The 13,245-nt window shown below is 34.6% G+C and carries 17 protein-coding genes, 2 tRNA genes and 1 pseudogene; 7 read left to right on the top strand and 13 right to left on the bottom strand.

Features of this window, described 5'->3' with window-relative positions; translation table 11 throughout:
* The 5 genes and pseudogenes from H964_RS01715 to cbiM all read right to left on the bottom strand — a co-directional run.
* Nucleotides 1-276: pseudogene (locus H964_RS01715) on the bottom strand (nicotinate phosphoribosyltransferase); the annotation flags it as partial.
* The gene (locus H964_RS01710) at nt 273-1,055 is read right to left on the bottom strand and encodes an energy-coupling factor ABC transporter ATP-binding protein (RefSeq protein WP_039764219.1); all 783 of its coding nucleotides are present in this window, start codon (nt 1,053-1,055) and stop codon (nt 273-275) included. The pseudogene H964_RS01715 and the gene H964_RS01710, both read right to left, overlap by 4 nt.
* Nucleotides 1,052-1,849: an energy-coupling factor transporter transmembrane component T family protein gene (locus tag H964_RS01705; protein WP_039764217.1), complete on the bottom strand. Its 798-nt coding sequence runs from the start codon at nt 1,847-1,849 to the stop codon at nt 1,052-1,054. The genes H964_RS01710 and H964_RS01705 overlap by 4 nt, the downstream gene beginning before the upstream one ends.
* Nucleotides 1,850-1,856: 7 nt before the next feature.
* A complete protein-coding gene (locus H964_RS01700) occupies nt 1,857-2,180 on the bottom strand; it encodes a PDGLE domain-containing protein (protein WP_039764215.1) in 324 nt (107 codons plus the stop codon).
* 6 nt (nt 2,181-2,186) lie between these two features.
* On the bottom strand, nt 2,187-2,858 hold the full coding sequence (cbiM, locus tag H964_RS01695; protein ID WP_039764213.1) for a cobalt transporter CbiM: 672 nt from the start codon (nt 2,856-2,858) through the stop codon (nt 2,187-2,189).
* Between the two features lie 324 nt (nt 2,859-3,182).
* Here cbiM and hisC point away from each other — a divergent pair, with 324 nt between their 5' ends.
* The 4 genes from hisC to aroA all read left to right on the top strand — a co-directional run bounded on the left by hisC (nt 3,183) and on the right by aroA (nt 7,489).
* Nucleotides 3,183-4,259 (top strand): histidinol-phosphate transaminase, encoded by a 1,077-nt coding sequence (gene hisC, locus H964_RS01690; RefSeq protein ID WP_011918182.1) that lies wholly within the window; start codon nt 3,183-3,185, stop codon nt 4,257-4,259.
* Nucleotides 4,260-4,333: 74 nt separating this feature from the next.
* Nucleotides 4,334-5,347: a 3-deoxy-7-phosphoheptulonate synthase gene (gene aroF / locus H964_RS01685; protein ID WP_039764211.1), complete on the top strand. Its 1,014-nt coding sequence runs from the start codon at nt 4,334-4,336 to the stop codon at nt 5,345-5,347.
* A 4-nt stretch (nt 5,348-5,351) separates the two neighbouring features.
* A complete protein-coding gene (locus H964_RS01680; protein ID WP_039764210.1) occupies nt 5,352-6,191 on the top strand; it encodes a prephenate dehydrogenase in 840 nt (279 codons plus the stop codon).
* Nucleotides 6,188-7,489: a 3-phosphoshikimate 1-carboxyvinyltransferase gene (aroA, locus tag H964_RS01675; protein ID WP_039764208.1), complete on the top strand. Its 1,302-nt coding sequence runs from the start codon at nt 6,188-6,190 to the stop codon at nt 7,487-7,489. Before H964_RS01680 ends, aroA begins: the two co-directional genes overlap by 4 nt.
* A gap of 36 nt (nt 7,490-7,525) precedes the next feature.
* Here the strand turns inward: aroA and H964_RS01670 are convergent, their stop codons facing one another.
* Nucleotides 7,526-8,344, bottom strand: coding sequence for a sugar phosphate isomerase/epimerase family protein (locus H964_RS01670; RefSeq protein ID WP_039764206.1), 819 nt, complete (start codon nt 8,342-8,344; stop codon nt 7,526-7,528).
* 149 nt (nt 8,345-8,493) lie between these two features.
* Between H964_RS01670 and H964_RS01665 the strand changes: the two genes are divergently transcribed.
* Together H964_RS01665 and H964_RS01660 are read left to right on the top strand one after the other, a co-directional pair.
* Complete coding sequence (locus H964_RS01665) at nt 8,494-8,889, top strand: hypothetical protein (protein WP_011918187.1); 396 nt, start codon at nt 8,494-8,496, stop codon at nt 8,887-8,889.
* Between the two features lie 91 nt (nt 8,890-8,980).
* Entirely contained in the window at nt 8,981-9,538 is a 558-nt protein-coding gene (locus H964_RS01660) for a DUF4364 family protein (RefSeq protein WP_011918188.1), read from the top strand.
* A 49-nt stretch (nt 9,539-9,587) separates the two neighbouring features.
* On the opposite strand, the gene H964_RS01655 is transcribed toward H964_RS01660, so the two are convergent.
* Both H964_RS01655 and H964_RS01650 read right to left on the bottom strand, forming a co-directional pair.
* A tRNA-Ile gene (locus H964_RS01655) sits at nt 9,588-9,663 on the bottom strand.
* Between the two features lie 9 nt (nt 9,664-9,672).
* A tRNA-Asn gene (locus H964_RS01650) sits at nt 9,673-9,747 on the bottom strand.
* Nucleotides 9,748-10,001: 254 nt separating this feature from the next.
* On the opposite strand from H964_RS01650, the gene H964_RS01645 reads away from it, so the two are divergent.
* On the top strand, nt 10,002-10,619 hold the full coding sequence (locus H964_RS01645; protein ID WP_039764203.1) for a GNAT family N-acetyltransferase: 618 nt from the start codon (nt 10,002-10,004) through the stop codon (nt 10,617-10,619).
* A gap of 64 nt (nt 10,620-10,683) precedes the next feature.
* Here H964_RS01645 and H964_RS01640 read toward each other — a convergent pair whose 3' ends face one another.
* The 5 genes from H964_RS01640 to panC all read right to left on the bottom strand — a co-directional run.
* Complete coding sequence (locus tag H964_RS01640) at nt 10,684-10,965, bottom strand: spore coat protein (RefSeq protein WP_011918191.1); 282 nt, start codon at nt 10,963-10,965, stop codon at nt 10,684-10,686.
* A 22-nt stretch (nt 10,966-10,987) separates the two neighbouring features.
* The gene (locus H964_RS01635) at nt 10,988-11,188 is read right to left on the bottom strand and encodes a hypothetical protein (RefSeq protein ID WP_011918192.1); all 201 of its coding nucleotides are present in this window, start codon (nt 11,186-11,188) and stop codon (nt 10,988-10,990) included.
* Between the two features lie 82 nt (nt 11,189-11,270).
* Nucleotides 11,271-11,951 carry a L,D-transpeptidase family protein gene (locus H964_RS01630; protein ID WP_039764198.1) on the bottom strand — a complete coding sequence of 227 codons (681 nt, stop codon included), beginning with the start codon at nt 11,949-11,951 and terminating at the stop codon, nt 11,271-11,273.
* Nucleotides 11,952-12,079: 128 nt separating this feature from the next.
* Nucleotides 12,080-12,466 carry an aspartate 1-decarboxylase gene (panD, locus tag H964_RS01625; protein WP_011918194.1) on the bottom strand — a complete coding sequence of 129 codons (387 nt, stop codon included), beginning with the start codon at nt 12,464-12,466 and terminating at the stop codon, nt 12,080-12,082.
* A gap of 8 nt (nt 12,467-12,474) precedes the next feature.
* On the bottom strand, nt 12,475-13,245 hold a 771-nt coding region (gene panC / locus H964_RS01620; protein ID WP_039764197.1), incomplete at its 5' end, for a pantoate--beta-alanine ligase.

Here is a 13,245-nt window from a genome sequence, read left to right as displayed (position 1 = left end):
GCTCTCTCCCTCTTCTAATGAGTACACTTTACAATCTACATCTTTTAAAAGATTTAAAACCTCGGGCAGGCCACAAAAAACCCCATCTCTCCTTGCAAAAATCTCAGCCTTCACAACTGCATCTTCTCTTTTGAGATACCTTAACACTTCCAGTGTTTTTATAAAATAAATGTCAGTAGTTAATCCCATCTTTATTTCATCATGCTGTGCTGAGAAAAAAAGTCTCCTTTTATCTGTTTTGAGCTTTTCAACATCTTCAAGTTTGTTTATTCTCATGGACCTGCCTCACTTCCTTTAGGATATTTTTTGAAAATCTCAAATTCCTCGTCTATTACATTTGCTTCTATTAAAAGTTCTTTGTCCTTCAATATTTCCTCTGTCTTTCCAATTTTTAGAATCTTATGATCAGGTGACATAACAATCATAAAATCAGCAAGTAGTAAAAGCACATCAAAATGGTGGGTTGAAAGAATGATTGTCTTTCCAGCATTTTTCAGCTCGCTTAAAACTTTTGCAATGAACCTTATACTCTTTGGATCAAGATCGTTTGTTGGCTCATCTAAAATAAGAATATCAGGATTGTTTACAAGGATTGATGCAAGTGCTACCTTTTTCTTTTCACCACCGCTTAAAACAAGTATATCACTTTGTAATAAATTCTCAATCCCAAAAAGTTTTGCGATCTCCAAAACCCTCTTTTCTATTTCTTTCTCATCGGCTATGTACTGCCTTGGTCCAAATGCAATTTCATCAAACACATTAAGATTAAAAAGCTGTAGGTCAGTATCTTGAAACAAATAGCCAACCTTCTTGTAAAATCCTTCTTTGAACAGCTTTTCAAAAGTGGATTTGTCAAGCTTTTTGTCAAAAAAATAAAGTTCACCTTCAAAGTTAAGTTCTACCCCTGCAAGAATCTTCATAAGCGTGGTCTTGCCACTGCCGTTGCAGCCAATGAGTGCGTATGACTTTCCTTTTTTTATTTCAAAATTTAGGTTATCAAGAATAATTTTATTGTTAATTTTATAGGTCAAATTCTTTGTCGAATAAACGTTCATATCAATATCCTCTCCAAAATTGCTAATATTGATGCCATTAAAAGCGTGAGAATTTCACCTATTCCCATTTTGAATTTATATGTTGTAGAAACACTTTTATTTTTAGAACTATATCCTCGTGTTTTCATTGCAATAAGTGTATTTTCTGAGACATACATACTCTTTACCATTATAACCTTGAGCATTTGTTTCACAAATACCATTTTATTGGAAGTTTTACCTACTGTCCTTGTCTTTTTTGCAAATAGAATCTGGGTGATTGTTGTAATGAGAATAAAAATATTTCTCAGTGTAAGCTCCACAAGCCACATAAACTCTCTCAATCCCTTAAAAAAAGAAAAAGGCTTAAAAAGCCTATCGATTTTTGAGTTGAAGATTATAACCTCACCTATCATAATTATAATACCCACTTTTAAGCTCTGTAAAACAGTGGTAATGAAATTTTTAGTCAACACCGTATAAGGAATACCTATTGCAAACGTCAAAAGCGGTACAAAAACCCACGAAGAAATTAACAATGCTTTTAAATCTGCTTTTGAAATAAGAGCAATAATAACAATTAATACAAATGACAGCGTCAGAAAACGCAAACTTTGTGATGTAGCAACTAAAAAACTAAACCAAATCAAGAATATAAGCTTTGCCCATTCATCAATTTTTGAAAAAAGACTTTTATTTGGTTTAAAGAACCACTGCGAAAGCTTTAAATACTCAGAAATAGATTTTTGTACGTAGCTTTCTTTTTCAACACCTATTGCAAAGGTATCTTCGCTCTTTAAAAACTCTGGTAACACTTTATAACTACTTCCTTTCAGCCATTACGAATTTCAAGATATAAAATAGTGCAAATATAACCACAATTCCAATTACTGCAGACAAGATATATCCTATATAATCATTGTGAATAAACTTTACTGTGTAACCGTCAAACAAATCAAATTTGTATATATCAGCATACTTTTTTATTCCTTCTGGCACAAACCCTAGCATCTTTTTTATCTCCTCTTGAGTCCACTCTCCAAAAGTAGGGTTTTGAGTCAAAAGCCCAATGGGGGTCAAAAAAGCAAGTGCCAAGAGGATTATAAAAATCTTATTTATATTGTTTATATATTTCTTTTCTTTCATTTTAACTCACTCACCTCTTTTTTCTTCAGCTTTAATTGTAGCAAAATTTTTTAAAGGTGAATAGAGCAGAATTGTCAGTACTGCCTCAACTAGCGCTACAACCAAAAGGTGTGGTATCATCATTGCAGGAATGGTCGTCTTTAAATCATACATGAAATACAAAGGCTTTCCTGCTTTTGTAAATAAAAGTGGTTGAAGGCCAAGCTCAATGGCTGTCAAAAGCGCTGCAATGTTCATTGAGAAATAAGACGAGATAAATATTCGAACCTTCTCATTTTTGAGACCTAATTTTTCCAAAAGTTTGCTTATAAGAACCGCAGTTAAAGGTATTGCCACTGCCATGTTAAATATATTTGTCCCAAGCGCCAAAATTCCACCGTCTCTGAAAAGTAGTGCTTGAATAATCAAAACAATGCTTGAGGCAACTGTTGAAGCCATTGGCCCAAACAAAAATGTTATAAGTGGTATTCCGGTTATGTGAGCAGAGCTTCCTCCAACAACAGGGAAATTAAACATCATGACAATAAATGTAAAAGCTGATGCCACAGATAGTTGAATATAGGTCTTTTCATCTGCCTGTTTTCTAAATTTGTTAAAAGCATAACCTACTGCAGCTGCTGATACCGCATAAAATGTTGCACACGTCTGAGGACTTAAATAACCATCTGGGATATGCAAATTAAATCACCCTCCTTTAAACTTGAATTTAATTTAATAAATTCAAAAATTAGCCTGTAGAAAACAATAAAAGCCCACTCCAGGTTTCTTCAAACCCTTCGTGGGCTTTTTTATGCTCTTATTACAGGCATGTAAAAACACCATATTTTTACACTATCTTTTTCTTCTTTGGGAGCAGAGAAAACTGTGTTTTTAATTTTATCATATTTCATACAAAAAGTAAAGCAAATATCTTTTCTTGAATTAGTGCACACATGCTTGACAACCCCAAAGGTTGATAATAAAATTAATGAAAATAACTTTAACAAAAGGGGATGTGGTAGATTGTTCAGAGAGGTCATACGTACTATTTCGCCATATATCCCTGGAAAACCAATCTCTGAAGTAAAAAGAGAACTGGGACTTGAAAAGGTTATAAAGCTTGCCTCAAATGAAAATCCATTAGGACCTTCTGAAAATGTCAAAAAAGCAATAAAAGAAAGTTTGGACGACTTAAGCTTATACCCTGACGGAAACTGTACAGAGCTAAAGCTAAAGCTTGCAAAAAAGCTAAATGTAAAGCCTACTCAGATAATATTTGGTGCTGGTTCTGACGAAATTACTCAGCTTATAGCCAGCATATTTATTAATCCCGGCGATAATTCAATAATGGCAAGACCTTCTTTCCCAAGATACGAAACTGTGACCAAAGTGATGGGCGGTATTCCCATTGAGATTCCTCTAAAAAACTATACTCATGACCTTGAGGAATTTTCCAAACATATAAATGAAAGGACAAGAGTAATATGGATTTGCAACCCCAACAATCCAACAGGTACAATTGTCAAAAAAGATGAGCTTTACAACTTCATCAAATCTGTACCATCTGAAATTGCAGTTGTTGTTGACCAAGCTTACAAAGAATACATCGACGACCCAGAATATCCAGATGCTATCCACTGGCTTGATGAGTTTAAAAACTTGATTGTACTTCAGACATTCTCAAAGATTTATGGTCTTGCATCACTCAGAATTGGTTATGCTATAGCTTCAGAAGAAATAATTGAAAAGCTAAACAGGGTAAGACCACCTTTTAACGTCAATCATGTAGCTCAGATTGCTGCAATTGCTGCACTCGATGACCAAGAACATATAGAGAAGGCTAAGGAGCTTAACAAAAAGTCACTCGAATTTTTCTACAAAAGTTTTGAGGAAATGAAACTTCCATATATTAAGTCTTACGGCAACTTTGTAATGGTAGATGTAACAAAAGATGCTGTTGAGGTGTTTAAAAAGCTCCTTTTAAAAGGTATAATTGTAAGACCAGGGGATATTTTTGACATGCCCACATATATTAGAGTAACAACAGGACTGGAGAGTGATAACATGGAATTTATAAAGGCTTTGAAAGAAGTTCTGTAAAAAGCAAAGGTTTGCAGAACGGTAGAATGGAGATAAAGGATAATGAATTACATTGTAGGATGGGGGTATGTAACGTGATTATTGTTATGAAAAAAGATTGCAAAGAATCAGAAATTGAAGAGGTTGTAAAGCTAATCACATCACTTGGGCTTCGCCCACACATCTCTCAAGGTATTGAAAGAACTGTAATTGGTGTTATTGGTGATGAGAGAATACTTTCAGATGTACCAGTTGAACTTCTTCCTGGAGTTGATAGGATAATACCAATCTTAGAGAGCTACAAACTCGCAAGCAGGACATTCAAGAGCGAGCCAACAGTTATAAAAATTAAAGACGTTGAAATTGGTGGAAATACGTTAACACTTATTGGCGGTCCTTGTGCAATTGAAAGCTATGAGCAGATGTTTGAAGTTGCTGAAAAGATTAAAAAAAGCGGAGCAAAAATACTAAGAGGTGGAGCTTACAAGCCCAGAACATCTCCATATTCGTTCCAGGGTCTTGAAGAAGAAGGTTTGAAGATATTAAAGGAGGCAGCAACAAGATATGACCTTTTGGTTATAACAGAAGTTATAAGTGAAAATGCTGTTGACAAAGCATACGATTATGTAGATATCTTTCAGATTGGTGCAAGAAATATGCAAAATTTTAATTTACTAAAATATGTAGGAAGACAAGATAAACCTGTGCTTTTAAAGCGTGGTCTTGCTGCAACAATTGAAGAGTGGTTAAATGCTGCTGAGTACATTTTGAACGAAGGAAATCCTAATGTCATACTTTGCGAAAGAGGAATTAGAACTTTTGAGACAGCGACAAGAAATACGCTTGACATATCTGCAATACCAGTTGTGAAGGAAAAGAGCCACTTGCCAATTATTGTGGACCCGAGCCATGCAGCTGGAAAAGCAAAGTATGTTCCAGCACTCTCAAAAGCAGCAATTGCAGCAGGTGCTGATGGGCTTATGATTGAAGTGCATCCAAATCCAAAGCAGGCTCTATCTGATGGTCCACAGTCGATTACACCTGATGAATTCGATAAACTTGTAAAAGAAATATCTCAAATTGCTAAATCAATCGGAAAGAGTGTATGAGAAGATGAGAAATAAGATTTTGGTGGTTGGGCTTGGCTTGATTGGTGGTTCACTTGCCAAGGCATTTAACAAATGCGGATTTGAAGTCCACGCACATGATATAAATCAAAATTCAATTGAAAAGGCAATAAAAGAAGGTATTGTAAAAGAGAAAATAGAGGATTTAGAAGATGTAGAAGATGAATATGCCTTTAGTTTCATATGTGTGCCTGTATTGGAAAGTATTGGTGTTTTAGAAAAACTATCGTCAAAGATAAAAAAAGGAATTATCACAGATGTTGGCAGCACAAAAGCTCAGATTTGTGAGTTTGCTTTGAAAAATAGAATTTCTAACTTTATTGGCGGTCATCCAATGGCTGGTACAGAAAAAATAGGATATGAGTACTCTTTTGAGACTCTCTTTAAAGGTGCTTACTATTTTATAACACCGCTTGATATAAATGAAAAAACCAATGTTCAGAAATTAAAAGATCTTTTGAACATAATCGGGTGCAGAGTTGAGGAAATTGACTATAGCCTTCATGATACAATAACAGGAGTAATTTCTCACCTTCCTCACATTGTGTCTGCTGCGCTTGTGAATATGTTAAATGAAAATAGCATCTTTTGCAAATTTGCTGGAGGGGGTTTTAAAGACATCACCCGTATCTCCTCCTCCAGCCCTAAGATGTGGGCAGATATATCCTTTTCAAACAAAAAGGTTTTGCTTGAACTGATAGATAAGTATATAGACTTATTGATAAACTTTAAATCAAATCTTGAAAGTGACAACTACAACGATATTTACTCATACTTTGAACAAGCAAAATCAATAAGAGATAAGATTGTGAGTGATAGTAAATGAATGTAAAAATTGAAGGCAGAAGAAAGATAAGAGCAAAAGTCGCTATACCATCTGACAAATCTATTTCACATAGAAGTATAATGATTGGAAGCTTAGCAAGAGGAACAACCGAGATAGAAAACTTTTTGTTTGCTGAGGACTGTTTAAGCACAATAAACTGCTTCAAAAAACTTGGCGCTGAGATAGAAATAAAAAATGACAAAGTTATTGTAAAAGGAAAAAATTATAGTTTATACGTCCCTCAACAGGTATTAGATTGCGGTAATTCTGGAACAACTACAAGATTGCTACTTGGGATTTTGTCAACTCAAGAGTTTGAGGCAGTTTTAGATGGCGACAGTTCTCTTCGAAAAAGACCTATGAAAAGAGTAACACAGCCCTTGAGCCAGATGGGTGCAAGCTTTGAATTTTTAGAAAAAGAGGATTGTCTTCCAATAAAGGTAAAAGGCAAAAAGAATTTAAAACCCATTGATTACACATTGCCAGTTTCAAGTGCACAGGTAAAATCAGCACTTATTTTTGCAGCTTTGAAAGCAGAAGGGAAAAGCGTTATAAAAGAGCTACCTATGTCAAGAGACCACACAGAACTTATGTTAAAATCTGCCGGAGCAGATATTGCTACTTGTTTTGAAAATGGTTTTTACAAGATAGAGGTTATGCCAAGCAATTTAGAGGCGCTTAAGATAAAAGTTCCTTCGGATATATCTTCTGCTGCATTTTTTATTGTGCTTGCTCTTATATGTGAAGATAGTGAAGTAATAATCGAGAATTGCATTTTAAACCCTACGCGGACAGGTATAATTGATATTCTAAAACAAATGGGTGCTGACATTGAAATTGGGAACGTTGAGATTCAAAACGGTGAGCTTGTTGGAACAATTGTTGCAAGAAGTAGCAATTTAAAAGGGGTTGTGGTTGACAAAAATGATATTCCCCGGATTATAGATGAGATACCAATCTTGGCTGTTGCTGCAGCTTTTGCTGATGGAAAGACCATTATAGACAATGCTTCAGAGCTCAGGGTCAAGGAAAGTGATAGGATAAAAACAACTCTTGAAATGTTAAGAAATTTTGGAGCTGAATGTTATGAGCTTGAAAATGGATTAGAAATTGTTGGTTCAAGAGATAATCTAAAAGCTGGCATTGTTAATTCATACAACGACCACAGAATTGCCATGGCAGCATCTATTTTGGCATGTGCAGTTGAGGGAGAAAGCACAATTTTAAATGCAGAGTGTGCATCAATATCCTTCCCCAACTTTTATGAGATTCTTCTTGGGCACAGCAAAAAGGTATAAAATGTTCTTTGCCTTTTCACTGTGCCCTTTTTCATTTTATTTATTTATTTTATTTAACAAGGCTTTTATTTTGTTTATAAACCCTAAAAACACAACGCCTGGCTCTTCAAGCTCAGAGAACCATCTTTTTACCCATTCCAGCGAAATATACCCTGTATAATTATCCTTGATTAACAAATTAATAGCTTTATCGATTGGAACATTACCTTCTCCAATCATCTTAAACACAAGTTTACCATTTTCTATTTTTGAATCTTTTACATGAACATGTTTTATATACTCCTTTAAATTACTATATGTGTACCCTACATCTTCATTAAAAAATCTATACGGATGATGAATATCCCAAACAACTCCAACATTCTGATATGGCACCTTTTCAAGCAAAGCTGCAAGCTTTTGAGAATTTGCCCAAATGCCATTTGTTTCAATCAAAACATCAACATCATAACTTTTTGCTATCTCACACAGCATGCATAGCATCTCTTTTACAAATTCCTCATCTACATTTTCCCCTGGTGTTATCCACTCATCTCCCAAGACTCTTATGTATTTGCAGCCAAGCTCTTTTGCTAACCTCATATGTTTTTCCGCTGCCTCAATCGTGGCATCTTTGGCTTTTTTGTCAAAGAGATAACAAGATGTTGATATACAAGAAATCTCCAGATTTAGGTCATCTAATCTCTTTTTTGTCAACCTCAAATTATCACCAGTAAAAGGAGATGCTCTATAAACCTCAAGCTCATCACATATCCCTCTAAGTTCAATTCCATCATATCCAAAGTCTTTAGCAGTTGCAATTATCTCATCCCAGGTAAAATTTGGGCACCCAACAGTTGAAAAACTAATCTTCATTTAAAGTTTAATCCTCCCCAAAAAAGTGCTGTTTTTAATATTTTACACTATTGTTTTTGATATGAAAAGCAAAGCTTATTTTCTTATTGACATTTGAATTTGAAGAAATTTATAATTAAACTAAAGTCATTTTTTAGGAGTGAAATATATTGAAGGACATCTTTATAGACGATTTCCAATATGTGGTAGATGAATTGCTAATAAGAAACAAAAGTATACTTGATAGCCTCACAAAATTTGCCGAATCCGCAGCGAGGGTCAACAGGAGTATAGTCAAGTCTGTCACAAACTGTGGATGTATAAGAATAAATGCTAAAAAACAAGAGATTCCAATAGATGTGAGCTTGAAAGAGGCAAAGAAGTATTTAAAGACTCATGTAGAAGGTCAGCTTTGTGAAAACTGCAGAGACTTGATTGAAAAAGAGATTGGAAGTACACTATTTTATTTAGCTTCCATTTGTAACACCTTGGATTTGAATTTATATGACATTGTATTAAAAGAAATCGAAAGAATGAAAACACTTGGTGAGTTCAATCTAAGATAACTTCGAGAAAAATTTCAGAAAAATACAAAAGCCGCCGTATTTTTTGTACAAAAATATGGCGGCTTTAAAAGTAAAAGGAGTGAAATAAAGAATGTCTGATGAGTACAATGAAATACACACCCTTGCCCAAAACAAGCTCATCATCCTATTTTTCCTAAATAAAATTAGCATTCCTATTTCAACTCAGCAGCTTGATGAGTTCATTCTCTCAACAAAGTACATGAACTTTTTTGAATACCAGCAATACCTTAAAGAACTGGAGGCTCAAAAGCTTATACATAGATACGATGATGAGCTCAGAACATACATTGAAATCTCACAAAGTGGTAAGGATGTATTAGAGATATTGTTAAACTTAATTCCAAAGCTTACACTTGAAGAAATAGAAGAATACATAAAGAAAAACTATAGGAAAATAAAACTAAACACTGAAGTTTATTCAGACTACAAGATACTCAGCCAAAACGAATACTTAGTTGTGTGCTCTTTGCGTGAAGGAAATAGTATACTATTTGAGGTAAAAGTAAATGTCCCTCATGTAGAAATTGCCAAGAGAATTTGCCGAAACTGGAACAAAAACGCTGAGACGGTTTATAGACTTCTTTTTGAGAATTTAGCTAAAAACCATGAAGAACCTTCGCAAGAATAGACAAAAAATAAAAGCGAGTCTTTTTTGACTCGCTTATTATTTTTGAAATTGGTGGGCCCTTAGGGATTCGAACCCCAGACCAACCGGTTATGAGCCGGCCGCTCTACCAGCTGAGCTAAAGGCCCTTAAAAAATTGGCTCCCCGGGTAGGATTCGAACCTACGACCCTCCGGTTAACAGCCGGATGCTCCACCGCTGAGCTACCGAGGAACCTCTTATTCCCTTATTATTCTTGTCTTCGGCACCTTTTTTCTTGCGCCGTCGACATTATTTATTATACTTATAAAAGATTTTTTGTCAATAGCCTTTTTAAAAAAATTTTTATTGGTATTATTTGGATTTTAACCTTACCTTTTAAAATCTTTGTTCACCTTTTTTAACTTCTTTGAAAGAAGTATAATTAAAATAACACATAGCAAAAATGTAAATACAGAAAGATATCTTGAACATAAAGGTGAAACTGCATGATAAGATGTGCAAAATTTTCTGACCTTCCGCAGATTGCCGAGATTTTCAGAGAAGCGTTTAGTGACAGTATAGAGTTTTATTTCAACAACAGAATTAAAAACTCTGCTATAGAGGACATATTCAAAGTGGTCCTTCTTGCCGAACCTCATGGTTTTTTAGTGTACGAAGACAAAGAAAATAAAAAGATTGCAGGATATATCTGTGTGGTAAAAGACATCAAAAAGGTCTGGTTAGCGGCTGTAGCGTCATTATCCATCTTCAAATGGGTTGTCAAGTGGATATTAGGCCTTTATGGATTTGGTATAAAACCAATCTGGAAGATTCTTTCTAACAAGCTTGACTTTTTTAAATTCCATACAAAACATGGAAGTGGAATATGCGCTCAAATTTTATCAATTGCTACACGCAAATCATATAGAGGAAAAAACATTGGAACAAAGCTTGTTGAAGCAGGACTAAATTTTCTGAAATCAAAAGGAGTAAAACAAGTCAAGTTAGAGGTAAGACCAGATAACTTACCCGCTATAAAGCTTTATAAGAAATTTGGATTTTACCAGATAGGAATGTCACGAGATCCACAAGGAAAATGGATTGTTATGAAAAAAGACTTTTAGAAACCAGCAAGGGGGCTGCCGTTAAAATATTTTCGGTCAGCCCCTTTATCAAAGTGTCAATTTTTTACATTGAAACCATCTGAACATTATTTTGAATTGTCTGAATATCTCTCTGTGCTTTTGTTATATCATCCTGTTTTGCCATCTCAACAGGATACCAACCTTTCTGAGATAAAAAATCAAATATTTGCTTTTGATGATCAAACATTCTGTTTAAGATTGACATAGTTTCTTTTCTAAGTGCATTGTTGGAACTTTCCAAAATCAAGTTCGTAAGTGCCATCGCCTGAAGCTTCATAGCATTCAAAAGTGAAAAAGCAATGTCTCTATCTGACAAGGTCTTCATACTAATTTCACTCCTTTCTCTGTTATTGAATGCTTGGATTTTCAATAAACCTTGACAAAATAGCTATGTCACTTTTGCAGTGGGTTACACACTGCTGGCAAAGGTTTTTGAGTGAGATGTCTGTAATTTGGTCAGAAACACCTGCGATGAAATTGATTGAATTTTGCATCATCTTAATATTGTCTTCTAAAAACATGAGCTCTTTTGAACTGATGTTGGCCACGTATTCCTACCTCCTTTCTTTAATGAGAAGAATTTAAATTTTTATTAAGCTACATATTTATTTTTGTTATAACGAGATTTTTTTATTCAAACAAGAAAAATCCCATTTTTTTCAATAAGTAAGGAGTTATCTTATTTGTTATTGGCAAACCATTTTTCTTTTGAAAAAGATTTATAGCTGCTTCCATTGCAAGACCATACTTTCCGTCAACCTCACCATGATAAAAGCCAAGTTCTTTAAGCCGCCTCTGTACCGCCATGACATCGTCGCCTGTGTCTCCAGGAAAAATTGTCCTAAAACCATTTCTAAATTCACCATATGCACCTTCTGAGAGAATAACAGTAGTGCCAATAGGTATGTACGAAAATAATTCCTTTATATCATCATTTCGCATCCTCACACAACCTTGGCTCACATGCGCACCAATATAGTTTTCGTATATAGTTCCATGAATACCATATTTTCCGTATCTAACATTCAAACCCATCCATCTTCCCCCAAAACCGTCGCCCCAGTATGCTTTTGAAATTATTCTAAATGTGCCCACGGGAGTTGGCGTAGAAGGCTTTCCGGGAGAAATTGGATATGACTTGTAGAGAATTCCATTTTTGAATACATATAGCTTACTATCATCAATTGAGACAAAGATTAAGTATGGATTCGAAAAATGCTGAGAAAATACTGAAATCAGGATAAAACAAATTGATATTACTATTATTGAAAGTATTACCATTAATTTTTTATTTACTATTTTTCTTTTCATCCTGCCTGCAAAAAACTTTATCATTTCAGTAAATATAGTATATGCTTATTGCCGTTATAATATTAAAAGGTGGAGCACAAAACTTCCTTGATTTTTTTTGCTTGTGCTCCACCTATAAATCTTTTGTTTTAGCACAGACACTCTGAGTGTTCTTCTTTGTTTGAAAGTTTTACAATCTTATTATTGTCATCTACAAATACAATCTTTGGCATGTGAGTTTTGTATTCCTCCATTGTAAGCAAACAATAAGCCATTATAATCACTTTGTCTCCAACCTGTACAAGACGAGCAGCTGCCCCATTTAAGCAAATTGTTCCACTTCCTCTTTCGCCTTTGATGACGTATGTTTCAAACCTTTCACCATTGTTTATATTTACAACCTGAACCTTCTCATTTTCCAATATTCCAGCTGCTTCCATAAGTTCTTCATCAATTGTGATACTTCCAACATAATTTAAATTGGCCTCTGTAACAGTTGCTCTGTGTATCTTTGATTTTAAAACCTCAATCAGCATCCTTTTTATCATACCTCCACAACTATATTATCGATAAGTCTGGTTGTTCCAACAAACACTGCCAAGGCTATTAATACTTTACCTTCAACCTTTGAAATTGGTTCAAATGTATCATAATTGACAAATTCAATATAATCAATCCTTGTATACTTTTCCCTTAAAATCAAATCTTCCATTGCCTTTTTTAGCTTTGAAACATCCCTTTCGCCTTTTTCGATCAAATCTTTTGCTAAACTCAATGCTCTATATAAAACTGTTGCTGATTTTCTCTCATCATCAGAAAGATATGTGTTTCGTGAACTCATTGCAAGTCCATCCTCTTCACGCACAATTGGGCATGGAACAATCTCAACATCCAAATTCAGGTCCTTTACCATCTGCTTTATAACAGCAAGCTGCTGTGCATCCTTTTGCCCAAAATATGCTCTATCAGGATTTATAATGTTAAAAAGCTTTAGGACAACAGTTGCAACACCATCAAAATGCCCTGGTCTTGACTTGCCACACATAATATCTGTTATCTTCTTGACGGATACAACTGTTTTAAAGTCATCTGGATACATTTCTTTTACTGAGGGATAGAAGACATAATCTACCCCTTCTTTCTCAGCCAAATTTTTGTCTCTCTCAAAATCACGAGGATACCTGTCATAGTCCTCATTTGGTCCAAATTGAATTGGATTTACAAAAATGCTTATAATTGTTATGTCATTTTGGCTTTTTGATTTTCTAACCAAGCTCAAATGTCCTTCATGCAAATATCCCATTGTTGGAACAAA

Origin of the sequence: Caldicellulosiruptor sp. F32, from assembly GCF_000404025.1 — a bacterium.
Taxonomy (GTDB): Bacteria; Bacillota; Thermoanaerobacteria; order Caldicellulosiruptorales; family Caldicellulosiruptoraceae; genus Caldicellulosiruptor; species Caldicellulosiruptor saccharolyticus.
The sequence above is the reverse complement of the archived record's forward strand: the minus strand, read 5'-3'. Positions and strand labels throughout refer to the sequence as shown.

Coding starts and splice junctions, on each gene's coding strand:
- panD (WP_011918194.1), bottom strand. CDS start 12,466: ATGCTGATTGAGGTTTTAAAATCAAAGATACACAGAGCAACTGTTACA.
- aroA (WP_039764208.1), top strand. CDS start 6,188: ATGAATGTAAAAATTGAAGGCAGAAGAAAGATAAGAGCAAAAGTCGCT.
- H964_RS01710 (WP_039764219.1), bottom strand. CDS start 1,055: ATGAACGTTTATTCGACAAAGAATTTGACCTATAAAATTAACAATAAA.
- H964_RS01680 (WP_039764210.1), top strand. CDS start 5,352: ATGAGAAATAAGATTTTGGTGGTTGGGCTTGGCTTGATTGGTGGTTCA.
- H964_RS01645 (WP_039764203.1), top strand. CDS start 10,002: ATGATAAGATGTGCAAAATTTTCTGACCTTCCGCAGATTGCCGAGATT.
- H964_RS01700 (WP_039764215.1), bottom strand. CDS start 2,180: ATGAAAGAAAAGAAATATATAAACAATATAAATAAGATTTTTATAATC.
- H964_RS01660 (WP_011918188.1), top strand. CDS start 8,981: ATGTCTGATGAGTACAATGAAATACACACCCTTGCCCAAAACAAGCTC.
- H964_RS01670 (WP_039764206.1), bottom strand. CDS start 8,344: ATGAAGATTAGTTTTTCAACTGTTGGGTGCCCAAATTTTACCTGGGAT.
- H964_RS01630 (WP_039764198.1), bottom strand. CDS start 11,951: ATGAAAAGAAAAATAGTAAATAAAAAATTAATGGTAATACTTTCAATA.
- H964_RS01640 (WP_011918191.1), bottom strand. CDS start 10,965: ATGAAGACCTTGTCAGATAGAGACATTGCTTTTTCACTTTTGAATGCT.